Annotated in this window: 10 protein-coding genes; 6 read left to right on the forward strand and 4 right to left on the reverse strand. The window is 58.8% G+C overall.

Annotated elements, in window-relative coordinates; translation table 11 throughout:
- Positions 1-344 precede the first annotated feature (344 nt).
- Positions 345-2,552 (reverse strand): catalase/peroxidase HPI, encoded by a 2,208-nt coding sequence (gene katG, locus AC2TDJ_RS20235; protein WP_480844486.1) that lies wholly within the window; start codon positions 2,550-2,552, stop codon positions 345-347.
- A gap of 406 nt (positions 2,553-2,958) precedes the next feature.
- Between katG and AC2TDJ_RS20240 the strand changes: the two genes are divergently transcribed.
- Both AC2TDJ_RS20240 and AC2TDJ_RS20245 read left to right on the forward strand, forming a co-directional pair.
- Positions 2,959-4,587, forward strand: coding sequence for a GMC family oxidoreductase (locus tag AC2TDJ_RS20240; protein WP_480844487.1), 1,629 nt, complete (start codon positions 2,959-2,961; stop codon positions 4,585-4,587).
- A gap of 133 nt (positions 4,588-4,720) precedes the next feature.
- Positions 4,721-6,184, forward strand: coding sequence for an NAD-dependent succinate-semialdehyde dehydrogenase (locus AC2TDJ_RS20245; RefSeq protein WP_480844488.1), 1,464 nt, complete (start codon positions 4,721-4,723; stop codon positions 6,182-6,184).
- Between the two features lie 36 nt (positions 6,185-6,220).
- Here the strand turns inward: AC2TDJ_RS20245 and AC2TDJ_RS20250 are convergent, their stop codons facing one another.
- Positions 6,221-7,078 carry an SDR family oxidoreductase gene (locus AC2TDJ_RS20250; protein ID WP_480844489.1) on the reverse strand — a complete coding sequence of 286 codons (858 nt, stop codon included), beginning with the start codon at positions 7,076-7,078 and terminating at the stop codon, positions 6,221-6,223.
- A gap of 88 nt (positions 7,079-7,166) precedes the next feature.
- On the opposite strand from AC2TDJ_RS20250, the gene AC2TDJ_RS20255 reads away from it, so the two are divergent.
- The gene (locus AC2TDJ_RS20255; RefSeq protein WP_480844490.1) at positions 7,167-7,799 is read left to right on the forward strand and encodes a class I SAM-dependent DNA methyltransferase; all 633 of its coding nucleotides are present in this window, start codon (positions 7,167-7,169) and stop codon (positions 7,797-7,799) included.
- 72 nt (positions 7,800-7,871) lie between these two features.
- Here the strand turns inward: AC2TDJ_RS20255 and AC2TDJ_RS20260 are convergent, their stop codons facing one another.
- Together AC2TDJ_RS20260 and AC2TDJ_RS20265 are read right to left on the reverse strand one after the other, a co-directional pair.
- Positions 7,872-8,858, reverse strand: a complete 987-nt coding sequence (locus AC2TDJ_RS20260) for a sterol desaturase family protein (RefSeq protein WP_480844491.1) — start codon at positions 8,856-8,858, stop codon at positions 7,872-7,874.
- Between the two features lie 22 nt (positions 8,859-8,880).
- The gene (locus tag AC2TDJ_RS20265) at positions 8,881-9,636 is read right to left on the reverse strand and encodes a class II aldolase and adducin N-terminal domain-containing protein (protein WP_480844492.1); all 756 of its coding nucleotides are present in this window, start codon (positions 9,634-9,636) and stop codon (positions 8,881-8,883) included.
- A gap of 123 nt (positions 9,637-9,759) precedes the next feature.
- Between AC2TDJ_RS20265 and AC2TDJ_RS20270 the strand changes: the two genes are divergently transcribed.
- The 3 genes from AC2TDJ_RS20270 to AC2TDJ_RS20280 all read left to right on the forward strand — a co-directional run bounded on the left by AC2TDJ_RS20270 (position 9,760) and on the right by AC2TDJ_RS20280 (position 14,079).
- Positions 9,760-10,641, forward strand: a complete 882-nt coding sequence (locus AC2TDJ_RS20270) for a LysR substrate-binding domain-containing protein (RefSeq protein ID WP_480844493.1) — start codon at positions 9,760-9,762, stop codon at positions 10,639-10,641.
- Between the two features lie 175 nt (positions 10,642-10,816).
- Positions 10,817-12,619: an adenine deaminase gene (gene ade, locus AC2TDJ_RS20275; protein WP_480844494.1), complete on the forward strand. Its 1,803-nt coding sequence runs from the start codon at positions 10,817-10,819 to the stop codon at positions 12,617-12,619.
- Complete coding sequence (locus tag AC2TDJ_RS20280; RefSeq protein ID WP_480844495.1) at positions 12,616-14,079, forward strand: AMP nucleosidase; 1,464 nt, start codon at positions 12,616-12,618, stop codon at positions 14,077-14,079. The genes ade and AC2TDJ_RS20280 overlap by 4 nt, the downstream gene beginning before the upstream one ends.
- Positions 14,080-14,116 lie beyond the last annotated feature (37 nt).

Genomic DNA, 14,116 nt, shown 5'->3' on the forward strand with positions numbered 1-14,116 from the left:
CCGTCTCCGCCGTCTCCAGCGTCCCAGCAACCGCCTCAGCAGCGCCGGTGAAGGGGTATTTACGGATTAGGTCTGGGACCTGCAACCCCCATTTTGAAAAAACTTCACATTTCTTTCTCGGTTCCGTGATTAATAATTAAAATCAACGAATTAAGATGTCATTACCGGAATATTAAGGCACCAAAGGCACCACAAACCTACATTCCGAAACTGCCATGGCTGTCATTCCCCGAATTCAGGCGTGGAGAAAACCCTGAGACTCACGATTCAATTTGAACCGCAAAGAGAAACCGCCCCGTGATTTACGACGGGACGGCTCAAGCGGTTTTATTGAAGGATGGTTATCAGCTCAGATCGAATCGATCGGCATTCATCACCTTGTTCCAGGCGCTGACAAAGTCGCAAACGAATTTTCCGCCAGCGTCGTTCTGACCATAAACCTCGGCCAAAGCCCGCAGCTGCGAGTTCGAGCCGAAGACCAGATCAACGCGTGTACCGGTCCATTTGACGTCGCCCGTTGCACGGTCACGGCCTTCGTACACACCTTTACTGTCTGCAGACGGCTTCCACTCGGTGCCCATATCCAGCAGGTTGACGAAGTAATCGTTGCTGAGCGTGCCGACACGATCCGTAAACACACCATGCTTGCTGTCACCAAAGTTGCCGCCTAGTACACGCATGCCACCGACGAGCACTGTCATCTCGGGCGCCGACAAGGTCAGCAGTTGCGCTTTGTCGACCAGCAGCTCCTCTGGCGAGACGCTGTATTCCTTGCGCTGATAGTTCCGGAAGCCATCCGCGATGGGCTCCAGCACCGCAAAGGAATCGACATCCGTCTGCTCCTGAGTTGCATCGGAGCGGCCGGGTGCAAACGGGACCTCGACATCGTGGCCCGCCGCCTTGGCGGCCTGCTCGATTGCCGCGGCACCGCCCAGGACGATCACATCCGCAAGGGACACTTTCTTGTTGCCGGGCTGCGCGTCATTGAATGCCTTCTGCACGCTTTCCAGCGCATCAAGCGCCTTGGACAGTTTCAGAGGCTCGTTCACATCCCAGTCCTTTTGCGGTGCAAGGCGGATACGAGCGCCATTGGCGCCGCCTCGCATATCCGAGCCACGGAAGGTCGACGCGGACGCCCACGCAGTGGACACCAGTTCTGAAACAGACAGCCCGGTCTCCCTGATCTTGGCCTTCAGGTCCGCGGCATCTGCTTCGTCGATCAGTTCATGATCGACGGCCGGGACATTGTCCTGCCACAGCAGTTCTTCACCCGGCACTTCCGAACCCAGATACCGAGAGCGCGGCCCCATGTCGCGATGGGTCAGCTTGAACCAGGCGCGGGCGAAAGCATCCGCCAGCTCTTCGGGGTTCTCATGGAACCGTTTCGAGATCGGACCATAGATCGGATCCATGCGCATCGCCATGTCGGCGGTGGTCATCATGGTTTTGACCTTTTTCGACGGATCATGCGCCGCCGGGGCCATGTCTTCGTCCTTGACGCCGATCGGCTCCCAGATCCATGCGCCCGAGGGGCTCTTGGTCAGGTTCCAGTCATATCCGAACAGAAGGTCGAAATAACCGTTGTCCCATTTGGTGGGATTGGCAGTCCAGGCGCCTTCGATCCCACTGGTGGTGGTGTCGTCACCCTTGCCACTGCCGAACTCATTGATCCAACCCAGTCCCATATCTTCTATTGGTGCGGCTTCGGGCTCGGGGCCTACCAGAGCTGGATCACCGGCCCCGTGGGCCTTGCCAAACGTGTGACCGCCTGCGACCAGGGCGACGGTTTCCTCGTCATTCATCGCCATCCGGCCGAAGGTTTCGCGAATATCGCGACCCGAGGCCAGGACATTTGGCTCTCCGTCCGGGCCTTCCGGATTCACATAGATCAGGCCCATCTGAACTGCGGCCAGCGGGTCTTCCAGGTCGCGATCACCTGAATACCGGCTGTGGGGGTTGTCGGTCGGCGCCAGCCAATCGGTCTCGGCGCCCCAATAGATATCTTCCTCGGGCGCCCAGACATCTTCGCGACCGCCCGCGAAACCAAAGGTCTTACCACCCATGGATTCAATCGCGCAGTTACCGGCCAGGATCATCAGGTCCGCCCATGAAATCTGGTTGCCGTATTTCTGCTTGATCGGCCAAAGCAGGCGGCGCGCCTTGTCGAGGTTACCGTTGTCCGGCCAGCTGTTGAGTGGCGCAAACCGCTGGGTCCCCGTTGAACCGCCACCGCGGCCATCGGCCGTCCGATAGGTGCCGGCGCTGTGCCACGCCATGCGGATAAACAGGCCGCCATAGTGACCATAATCGGCCGGCCACCAATCCTGAGAGTCGGTCATCAGCGCGTACAGGTCTTCCTTCAACGCCTTCAGATCCAGCTTTTTGAACTCTTCGGCATAATCGAACGCCTCACCCATCGGGTTCGAGGCCGCGCCGTGCTGGTGCAAGATCGACAGGTTCAGCTGATTGGGCCACCAGTCGCGGTTCGACCGGGAACCGGCGCCATGCATTACCGGGCATCCGCCCATATTCGGGTTGTCGCTTCCATCCATATCAATCTCCAATCCTGACTTTAGGTCGTTGCCCGTGCGGTTAATTCCGAGGGGAAAACTGCGACAAGAAGACTAAGCTTTTCTGACGGATTCCTGAAAAGCTGCTGGAAGGCGCAGCTTTAATCTCGGCAAGTGTCCGGGAGGAATGCATTGGCGACTCGTTCTTCTTGGCTGGCTTGACTCTAGCAAATCCAAACCATGCAAATAAGTTTTGTTTTCGGATTGTTATCATAGATTTTATTTATGGGAATCCACGTGGCGTAACGGCCCCGACCTGCAAGAGTCTGACGCAACGTTCCCGCTTTAGGATCGGATTGACGATTGTCTTTTGATCCTGAGCCATCACAGTGAAGATCATCTGCAACCGCCGCATGCTCGGTGTCGCAGATCAGGTAAGAGGTCGGGGATGGACTTTGATTATGTCATTGTCGGTGGTGGCTCCGCCGGATCGGTTCTGGCCAACAGGCTGAGCGCCAACCCGCGGGTCAGCGTTTGCCTGCTCGAAGCAGGCGGGCGGGGTGACAGTTTGCTCGTGCGTATGCCAGCGGCAGTTGTGGCAATGCTGCCGGGACGGCCCAGGATCAACAACTGGGCTTTTGAAACTGTCCAGCAGCCGGGGTTGAACGGGCGCAGGAGTTATCAGCCACGCGGCAAGGCTCTGGGCGGGTCCAGTTCTATCAATGCCATGCTGTATGTTCGCGGACAACGTCAAGACTATGATGGCTGGGCCGAGCAGGGTTGCACAGGCTGGGATTGGGACAGCGTTCTGCCCTATTTCAAACGTGCGGAAAACAACGAGCGAGGGGCGGACGAGATACACGGCGACGCAGGTCCACTACAGGTCTCCAACCAGAAAGAAGCGCGCCCGATCTCTCACGCATTTGTCGAAGCTGCTGCTCAGATGCAGCACCGCCGGACCGATGATTTCAATGGCGGCGACAACGAAGGGGCCGGCCTGTATCAGGTCACTCAGTTTCACGATGCTGCGCGCAACGGTGAACGATGCTCGGCCGCGGCAGCGTATTTATTTCCCGTCATGAAGCGGCCCAACCTGACCGTCATAACCGGGGCGCACGTTCAGCGGGTTGCTTTTGACAACAGGCGCGCAACAGGGGTCGTCTATCGAAAAGGTGCCACGGAACCGGATATCACCATAGCTGCACGGCGCGAGGTCCTGTTGTCCGGTGGCGCACTGAAGTCACCTCAATTGCTGCTGCTGTCAGGTATCGGCGACGGCGCTGAGCTGTCCCGGCATGGCATTCCGGTGCGGCACGATCTGCCCGGCGTCGGGCAGAATCTTCAGGACCATCTGGACTTTACACTGGCGTACAAAACCAAAGACACCGACACGTTCGGAATCGGCCCGGTCGGAGCTGCCAAACTTGGGAGGCACTTATGGCGCTGGCGCAAATCGGGCGTATCGATGGCGGCCACGCCATTCGCCGAAGGCGCGGCGTTTCTGAAAACAGCGCCCGAATTGGAGCGGCCCGACATCCAACTTCACTTCACTATCGCACTGGTCGACGATCATGCCCGCAAGCTGCATATGGGCTACGGCTACAGTTGCCATGTCTGTAAACTTCGCCCTGAAAGCCGAGGCTCGGTTTCACTCGCCAGTGCCGACCCGATGGCGGCACCCGCCATCGATCCGCAGTTCTTGTCCGACCCCCGCGACTTGGACACGATGATCGCAGGTGCCCGGATGACACGAGACATCCTGCAAGCCCCTGCGATGGCCAGGTTCAGACAAAAAGAGATGTTCGGAACAGGCGCAGCCCAAACCGATGCGGACTGGGAACAGCACATCCGCGCCCGGGCAGACACGATCTATCACCCTGTTGGAACGTGCAGAATGGGAACGGACGACATGGCGGTGGTCGACCCGACCCTGCGGGTCCGGGGGATGGAAGGATTGCGGGTCGTGGACGCGTCGATCATGCCAACCCTTGTATCTGGCAATACAAATGCCCCAACAATCATGATTGCCGAAAAAGCTGCCGACATGATCCTTGAGGACAGCGCAACAGCAGCTTGAACGGCCCACCGGCGCATGCGGCAACAGATCACTCGATGCCGTCTTTTCGACGTGGTCCTCACCGGGTAAGGTCGCGCCGTTGTCCGGCGAACCACGCCGCCAACGGTACGTGAGTTTTCTGAAGGATCGAGCAATGCTGCCACTTAATGACCCCAGTTTGCTGCGCGAGGCCGCTCTTGTGGGCACGCGCTGGATTGAGGCTGATCCGGCCTCGGGCTTGGCCGTCACTAACCCGGCCACAGGCGAAATCATTGGCCATGTGCCGAATCTGGGCGCCACCGAGACGGCCGAAGCTATTGCCGCTGCCGAAACCGCGCGCCACGGCTGGGCCAGACGCACCGCGAAAGAGCGCAGCCAGATCCTGCGCCGCTGGTATGAACTGATGTTGGAGAACCAGCACGATCTGGGCGCGATTTTGACCGCAGAACAGGGCAAACCACTGGCCGAGGCCACGGGCGAGGTCGCCTATGGCGCCAGCTTTATCGAGTGGTTCGCCGAAGAGGCCCGTCGTGCCTATGGCGACGTCACCCCCAGCCACGCGCCCGACAAACGTATCGTAACCATCAAGCAGCCGATCGGCGTTGTGGCAGCCATCACGCCGTGGAACTTCCCCAACGCGATGATTACCCGCAAGGCAGGCCCCGCATTGGCCGCGGGCTGTTCGATGGTCCTGAAACCGGCCAGCCAGACGCCTTTCTCGGCCATCGCGCTGGCAGTCCTGGCCGAACGGGCCGGAGTGCCCGAGGGGCTGTTCTCGGTCGTGACCGGCTCGGCTCGTGGAATTGGCGGCGAGATGACCGGCAACCCGACGGTTCAGAAACTGACCTTTACCGGCTCGACCGAGATCGGCGCGCTGCTCTATGCGCAATGTGCACCGACAATCAAGAAGCTGGGTCTGGAACTGGGCGGCAACGCGCCCTTCATCGTGTTCGATGACGCCGATCTGGATGCGGCCGTCGAAGGCGCTGTGATCGCCAAGTTCCGCAACAACGGCCAAACCTGTGTCTGCGCCAACCGTATCTACGTTCAGTCCGGGGTCTATGATGAATTTGCCGCCAAGCTGCGCGACAAGGTCGCCACCCTGCCCACCGGTAATGGTTTTGACGAGGGCATCGTCTTTGGTCCGCTGATCGACCAAGCCGCAGTGGAGAAAGTGGCCGAGCATATCTCGGATGCCACGTCGAAAGGGGCCGAGGTCACTCTGGGCGGCAAGGCACACGAACTGGGTGGCACTTTCTTCGAGCCCACCATCCTGACCGGGGTCACTTCCGTGATGGCCGTCGCGACCGAGGAGACCTTTGGCCCCGTTGCGCCCCTGTTCAAATTCGACACCGAAAGCGAGGTCGTGGCTGCGGCCAATGATACCGAGTTCGGGCTCGCCTCCTACTTTTACTCGCGAGACATGGCGCGGGTCTGGCGTGTCTCCGAGGCGCTGGAATATGGTATGGTCGGCATCAACACCGGGCTGATTTCCACAGCCGAGGCGCCCTTTGGCGGCGTCAAGATGTCCGGCCTCGGCCGTGAAGGCTCACGCTACGGTCTCGATGACTTCCTGGAGCTCAAATACCTGTGCATGGGCGGCATCGACGTCGAATAGACCACTGCCCGAACCCTTCCGGGTTCGGGCCAACGCTCAAGAGGCGCTGGCCTGATCCTTCATCAGCGCCTCCAACCCGGCGCGATAGTTGGGATAGAGCAATGTGACGCCCAGCTCGGACTTGATCCGGTCATTTCGCACCCGCTTGTTTTCATTGTAAAAGCTGCGCGCCATCGGGGTCATGTCCGCCTCGTCAAAAGGAACGGCTGGCGGCAGGGGCAGGCCCTGCAATTCCGCAGCGTATCCGATCACGTCCTGCGGTGGCACGGGTTCGTCGTCACAGACATTATAGATCGCGCCGGGATTGGGGTGCTTCATCGACGCGGCCAGTACCTGTGCGATATCCTCGACATGAATGCGCGAAAACACCTGACCCGGTTTGATGATCCGGCGCAGCCCTCCGCGCCGCAACTTGGAAAAGGGGCCGCGTCCGGGGCCATAGATACCGGCGAGACGGAAAATATGCAGTGGCAGATCAGGAATACCTGCCCACTGGGTTTCGGCCTTGACGCGCCAGCGCCCGCGTTCCGCCGTTGGTGTGGGTGGCGTTGATTCGTCCACCCAGTCGCCCTGATGATCACCATAGACGGCAGTGGTCGACAAATAGCCGACCCAATCGAATTGCCCGGCCCGCGACGCAATTTCGTCACGCAGCTCTGCAAGAACCGGATCGCCAGCCGCTTTGGGTGCAGTCGAGATCAATAGGTGGGTCACACCATCAAGATCGGGAACGATGCCTGGCCAGATTGTCGGCTCGGCACCCGAAGCGCGGATGATGTCCTCTTGCCCGGCATCCCGTGTTGTTCCAATGACCCGCCAGCCCTGCGGGGCCAAGTGGCGCGACAACGCCCGGGCTGAATATCCATGTCCGAAAGAGAAAAGAGTGCCTGTCATGCCCCCTTTGATGATCCGACCTGCGCCTGGATGCAAGCGCCGGATGGACGCACTTGATTCGAATCCCGGTATGCGCCTTCATGAAAACATGAGCGAGAAGAAACCAAACCTGGATGCCGCCTACGCGCTGAAAACGCCCGAGGACAACAAACGCCTCTATGCGGAATGGGCCGGTGATTATGACGAAGGATTTGCAGCGCTGGAAGATTATCAGCTGCACATCCACACGGCCCGCGCCTTTGTCAGCGCCGGGGGGCAAGGCCCCGTTTTGGATGTCGGGGCCGGCACCGGGCTTTGCGGCGCAGTGCTGGCCGGGCTTGGCGTCGGTCCGATTGATGCGACCGATATCAGCGCCGAGATGCTGGAAGAAGCCATGCGCAAGGACATCTACCGTGACGCGATAGAAGTCGACCTGCATCAGGGCTTGCCGGTGCCACGCGACAGTTATGCCGGGATCGTTTCCTCAGGCACGTTCACGCATGGCCATCTGGGACCCGAGGTTTTCCCCGCCCTCCTGCGCGCGGCTCGACCCGGTGCGCAATTCGCCATTTCAATCAATGCCAGTCACTATGAAAGCCTGGGTTTTGCCGAGGCCCTGAGTCAGTTGGAAGACGGGCAGATAGAGAACCTGACCCTGAAACGGGTTCGAATCTACGGCAGCCTTGCCGCAGGTCCGAACAAGGATGACGAGGCCCTGATCGCGCTGTTCGAAAAATCCTGAAATCGAACTGTTCAGAGCCGTGCCCATACTTTCCGGAGAGGGCGGCGCGGCCCCAGGAAGGGGCCCACGTTGCTATGTGTACATCTGCTTTTTGTAAGCGCGCGTGCGGGTCGTCGCCTCAGCCGAGCCATCGTGATACGTCCCGAACCATTTGTCGAACGGGATCTCCGAGGTGCCATAGTTGCACTCGAAATACCGGTGATGCAGTTGATGAAAGAAATCTCCGGCACGAGCGGCTTCCGTTTCCCCGGTTTTCAGCTTTTCGAACCCCGAATGAGACAGCACCGGGCTGATCTGCTGGAAGTAGGCGTGAAACAGCAGGTGCAGCGGGTGTGAGGGGATAATCAGGTGAACGAAATAGGTGGTGAAATACAGCAGGTTCTCGAACCAGTGATTTGAAATCCCGGACCACGGGCCGGTGTTGACGTTGCGATGATGCACGGCGTGGACGTGTTTATACAGTTTAGGGTGATGTTCGAGGCGATGCACCCAGTAGAAGTGCAGCCCGGACCACATCGGAATGAACATCATCCAGATCACGAACCACACCGGTGCGGCCGCCCAGGTGATCACCGGCACATAGGCATTGGCCATCGCCCAGTAGATCAGCCATTGATAGACCGTCGCGACGGTCATCGCGCTGCCCAGTGTCCACCAGATATTGTCCAGAACCTGATTGCGGAATGTGAACGTGCCATTGTCGCGGGTCAGATCACGCCGGTCGAACTTCTTGTACATGCCCTGCCCTTTTCGCATGTACAACCACCAATGCAGGCCACCGGCGATCAGGATCTGCGGCACCATGTTCAGCAACCAGACACGGAACATCCAGCCCGGCGCGAAACTCTGCATGGTCTCAAGCGGCGGCAGAAACGCAAAATAGACAATCAACGCCAATCCCATGCACAGGGTCAGCGAAGTTATCTGCAACCAGGCGCCCCTGTACCAGTTCAACACCGCCATCGGGCGCGGCGGCCAGCTGAACAGCGGGTTCAGGCCAACGGGTCCTTCGGGTCGGTAATGCCAGCGCGCGGCTTCGGGATCGTGAACATCAGTCATGGCCTGCACTCTTTGCTGAGATTCAAGTTGCGTAATCCGAGTTTTCCGCGTCCAGAACGGCCTTGATCTCGCGCAGATGCGCATCGGCCTGCCCCGGGTAGTCGTCCAGCTCTTGTGCGGTTTTCTCTGCAATCTCGTCGGAGAGAACGCGCATGGGCTGCCCGGTTTGCAGCGCGCGGATATAGGTTTCCGCTGCCCGTTCGAAATAATAGAGCCTGTTAAAGGCATCTCCGACATCGCTGCCGATAACCAGAACGCCATGATTGCCCATGATCATGACCTTCTTTTTCGGGTCGGACAGCATACCGGCACAACGCTCTCCTTCACTTTCGAAGGCCAGTCCGCCAAACTCGTCATCAATGACATAACGATTGAAAAACGTGGCCGTATTCTGATCGATCGGGGGCAGATTGCTGTCCGCCAGCGAGGCCAGAACAGTGGCAAAAATCGAATGCACATGCATCACACACCGCGCGTGCGGGCAATGACGGTGGATCGATCCGTGCAACCCCCAAGCCGTCGGATCGGGCGCGCCGGGCTGGGACATGACATCCGGATCATTTGCATCCAACAGCAACAAGTCCGAGGCCCGGATGCGCGCAAAATGCATCTGGTTGGGGTTCATCAGGAATTGAGTACCTTCCTCGTTGACGGCCAGGCTGAAATGGTTGGCCACCCCTTCATGCATGTTCAGCCGCTCGGTCCAGCGAAAGGCCGCTGCCATATCGACGCGTTCGGACCAGTGATCAATGTTGGGGCGCAGGTTGGTAACGCTCATCCCGGGGCTCCTGTGCTGGGCGTTTCGGTATTCTCGGTGCAAATCGTGCATGTCGGTTTGTCATTTGACCAACGAAAAAAACGCAACTATTCCATTAGCTGAACTAATGGCTGAGTTATGCAGATGCAGAATCCCCTTCCGCCACTGGGTTGGTTGCGCACTTTCGAGGCTGCCGCCCGGCACCTGTCCTTTACCGGCGCGGCCCGTGATCTGAACATGACACAAAGCGCCGTCAGCCAGCAGATCAAGTCGCTGGAAGGGTATCTGGGCCAGCCACTCTTCCTGCGCCGCCCCCGTGTGCTGGAGCTGACCGAAGCCGGAATCACATACCTGCCCGTGGTGCGCGAAGCGTTTCGGACATTGGTCCGGGGAACTCAGGCAGTGACCGGAGCCCAGCAGAATGCGGTGCAGGTTCAGTGCAACCTCACGTTTGCAGTCAATTGGCTGGCGCCCCGACTGCCCCGGTTTCGCGCCCAACATCCAGACGTTCAGCTCAACATCTTTACGGAACTGTGGGAACCCCGCGAAATGGCCGAAGGTGCCGCGATAGAGATCCGGTATTCCCTTCGACCCGCAGACACGGTCAGGACCGAGCTTTTGCGGACCGATCACTATTACCCCGTTTGTGCACCGGACTACACCGTCCGCTTGGAAGAACTGAATCAGCATCAGCTGTTTGACTGTTCAAACCTGATGTCCAATTGGTCAAGTTGGATCGAATCTCAGGGTCTATCATGGGGAAATCAGCCCGTGACTTACGCGACGACCTATCTTGTCTGCCTGTCCGCGGTGATGGCCGGAGGTGGCCTGTGTCTGGCGCACGACACGATCGCGCAGGATCTGATCGATCAAGGGCGTCTGATTGCCCCGTTCGAACACCGCGCCACCATGCCCGAAGCCTATTACCTGTTGCTGTCGCCTCAGGCCGAAGAAACCCCCGGGGCGGTAACTTTCGCCGACTGGATAAGGCGGGAAATTAACACGGAACCGCACGGGGACTCATAACCCGGGGCTCTCCCGCCCATCGTCGACGCCCTGTCGGGCCTCTCCTCTGGTTGGGCCGGGCAGCGCTGACGCGCTGCGGTGGCGCGCAATCCGATCATTACGTGATATGTGATGCTTTCATGATAACGCTAACTCCGGGGGTTGCACCTTTCGGCGCATTAGGGAAAGTTGGGCCATGGAATACAAACCTTTCCCAAGTTGGCCCGAAACTGCCCCCCGTCTGATTGCGGTTTCCGCCGGACGCGATACCGCCGATATGGTCATTCGCGGCGGGGTTTGGATCAATGTTCATAGCCGTGAAGCATTGCCAGACCACGACATTGCGATTGCCGAAGGACGCGTGGCTTATGTCGGCAAGGATGCCAGTCATTGCATCGGCCCGAACACTCAAGTGATTGAAGCCAGGGGTCGATACATGATCCCGGGGTTGTGCGACGCTCACATGCATATCGAGTCGGGTATGCTGACCCCGGCCGAATTTGCACGGGCCGTTATCCCGCATGGAACCACATCGATGTTCTCTGACCCGCATGAAATCGCCAATGTGCTGGGTCTGGACGGCGTGCGCATGATGCACGACGAGGGGATGATGCAGCCGGTGAACATATTTACCCAGATGCCGTCCTGCGCACCCTCGGCGCCGGGGCTGGAAACGACTGGGTATGAAATCACGCCTGAGGACGTGGTCGCGGCGATGGACTGGCCCGGAATCATCGGTCTGGGCGAGATGATGAATTTCCCGGGGGTCATCAACGGCGATCCCAAGATGCTCGCTGAAATCGCCGCGACACAAAACGCCGGCAAGACAGTCGGCGGACACTATGCTTCCCCTGATTTAGGGTCTGATTTTTCGGCTTATGTTGCCGGCGGTCCGGCCGATGATCACGAGGGCACCTGCGAAGCGGATGCCGTAGCGCGTGTGCGGCAGGGGATGCGGTCCATGATGCGATTGGGGTCGGCCTGGTATGACGTGGAAAGTCAGATCACAGCTGTCACGGAAAAAGGGCTCGACTCACGCAACTTCATCCTGTGCACGGATGACTGCCACTCGGGCACTCTGGTCAATGACGGGCATATGAATCGGGTCGTGCGGCACGCAATTGCCTGTGGCTGCGACCCGCTGGTCGCTTTGCAGATGGCAACTATCAACACGGCCTCGCATTTCGGTCTGGAACGTGAGATTGGCTCGATTACGCCTGGACGGCGGGCAGACATAATCCTGTCCTCGGACTTGACGGAATTGCCGATTGAGACGGTCATAGCCCGAGGCCAGATTGTTGCCGAAAACGGAGAGATCAGGGTGGATTGCCCCCATCTTCGCTGGCCTGAAAGGGCACGGAACACCGTACATCTGGGGCACGAACTAACCGCTAGCGATTTCGAGATCGACGCCCCGGCAGGCGCGAACCGGGTTCAGGCCAACGTGATCGGTGTGGTGGAAAATCAGGCTCCAACAAAGGCCCTTAAGGCCGAATTGCCGATTGTCGAGGGATTGGTCGAGGGCGAAGGCGACGTTTGCCAGATTGCGCTGGTTGAACGGCACCGCGCGACCGGAGGGGTTACGAACGCCTTTGTCTCGGGCTTTGGCTATGAGGGCCGGATGGCGATGGCGTCGACGGTGGCGCATGACAGTCACCACATGATTGTTGTCGGCACTGATCGTGAGCAAATGGCGCTGGCCGCCAACCGACTGGCCGAAGTGGGCGGCGGCATAACCATCTTCCGGGACGGGCAGGAACTGGCTCTGGTCGAATTGCCGATCGCCGGGCTGATGTCCGACAGCCCCGCGGGTCAAGTCGCCAAAAAGGCACAGAATATAGGCGAGGCCATGGAGGCCTGCGGTTGCACGCTCAACAACGCTTACATGCAGCACTCACTGCTCGCACTTGTCGTAATCCCCGAACTCAGGATTTCGGACCTTGGGCTTGTGGACGTGCGCACATTTGAAAAGATCGACCTTCTGGAACCACTTGCATGACAACAATAAAAATACCTGACGCGCCGAAACCGGAACAGTTTACCGATCCCGAAGCCGCGGTTGCGCGGCTTGAGGAGCTCTACGAACAGGCCACCGGGTTTCTATGCGATAACTTTGCCGAGGCAATGCATCAGGGGACTCCAAGTGCGCGATTCAGGGCCTATTACCCGGAAATTCGCATCAAGACGACGTCCTACGCACAGGTCGACAGCCGTTTAAGTTTTGGGCACGTGTCCGAACCCGGCACCCATGCCACGACTGTCACTCGGCCAGATCTGTTCAGATCATACCTGACGCAACAAATCGCCCTGTTGATCAAGAACCACGACCAACCGGTAACGATCGGCGCCTCGGATACTCCGATTCCGGTGCATTTTGCGGTTGCAAACAATCCCGATCTTGTTGTCCCGCATCAGGGAGCGGCCGGGTTTACCCTGCGCGATGTGTTCGATGTTCCTGATCTGACGACTACCAATGATGACATCGTCAACGGATTGCATGGCAGCGAAGACGAAGTCGGGCCTTTGTCGCTGTTCACCGCGCAGCGCGTCGATTACTCTCTGGCCAGGCTGGCGCATTACACGGCTACCGACCCCAGCCATTTCCAGAATCACGTTCTGTTCACCAACTACCAGTTCTACGTATCTGAATTCGAAGCCTATGCGCGCGCGCAGTTGGCAGACCCGGACAGCGGCTACATCAGTTTTGTCTCGACCGGAAATGTCGAGATCACGGATCAGAATGCAACGCTGAAGCAGCCACTGAAGCTGCCGCAGATGCCGACCTATCACCTGAAGCGGGCAGATGGGTCCGGGATCACGCTGGTCAATATCGGCGTGGGGCCTTCGAATGCCAAAACTGCCACCGACCACATCGCCGTTCTGCGTCCGCATGCCTGGTTGATGGTGGGGCATTGCGCCGGGCTGCGGAACACGCAGGCGCTTGGTGACTTCGTGCTGGCCCATGCCTATCTGCGCGAAGACAAGGTGCTGGATGATGATCTGCCGGTTTGGGTTCCGATCCCGCCGTTGGCCGAAATTCAGGTGGCTCTGGAGCAAGCGGTGGCCGAGGTTACAAAGCTGGAAGGCTACGAGCTCAAGCGGATCATGCGCACCGGCACCGTGGCATCGGTTGACAACCGCAACTGGGAGTTGCGCGACCAGTCCGGCCCGGTACAACGGCTCAGCCAATCACGGGCGATTGCACTGGATATGGAAAGCGCCACGATCGCTGCCAACGGTTATCGGTTCCGGGTTCCATACGGCACGTTGCTCTGTGTTTCAGACAAACCCTTGCATGGGGAATTGAAATTGCCAGGCATGGCTTCGGCCTTCTATACCACGCAAGTCAGCCGCCATTTGGCCATCGGGATACGCGCGATGGAACGTCTTCGCGGAATGCCGTTGGAACGGTTACACAGCCGGAAATTGCGTTCATTCGACGAAACGGCCTTTCTCTGAAGCAAAAAAGCAACGTTTTCCCCATATTTTTAGGGTT

Source organism: Ruegeria sp. HKCCD6647-2 (assembly GCF_057221075.1).

Bases quoted from the DNA above. Each gene is read 5' to 3' on its own strand.
- katG (WP_480844486.1), bottom strand. From the start codon at position 2,552: ATGGATGGAAGCGACAACCCGAATATGGGCGGATGCCCGGTAATGCAT.
- AC2TDJ_RS20240 (WP_480844487.1), top strand. From the start codon at position 2,959: ATGGACTTTGATTATGTCATTGTCGGTGGTGGCTCCGCCGGATCGGTT.
- AC2TDJ_RS20245 (WP_480844488.1), top strand. From the start codon at position 4,721: ATGCTGCCACTTAATGACCCCAGTTTGCTGCGCGAGGCCGCTCTTGTG.
- AC2TDJ_RS20250 (WP_480844489.1), bottom strand. From the start codon at position 7,078: ATGACAGGCACTCTTTTCTCTTTCGGACATGGATATTCAGCCCGGGCG.
- AC2TDJ_RS20255 (WP_480844490.1), top strand. From the start codon at position 7,167: ATGAGCGAGAAGAAACCAAACCTGGATGCCGCCTACGCGCTGAAAACG.
- AC2TDJ_RS20260 (WP_480844491.1), bottom strand. From the start codon at position 8,858: ATGACTGATGTTCACGATCCCGAAGCCGCGCGCTGGCATTACCGACCC.
- AC2TDJ_RS20265 (WP_480844492.1), bottom strand. From the start codon at position 9,636: ATGAGCGTTACCAACCTGCGCCCCAACATTGATCACTGGTCCGAACGC.
- AC2TDJ_RS20270 (WP_480844493.1), top strand. From the start codon at position 9,760: ATGCAGAATCCCCTTCCGCCACTGGGTTGGTTGCGCACTTTCGAGGCT.
- ade (WP_480844494.1), top strand. From the start codon at position 10,817: ATGGAATACAAACCTTTCCCAAGTTGGCCCGAAACTGCCCCCCGTCTG.
- AC2TDJ_RS20280 (WP_480844495.1), top strand. From the start codon at position 12,616: ATGACAACAATAAAAATACCTGACGCGCCGAAACCGGAACAGTTTACC.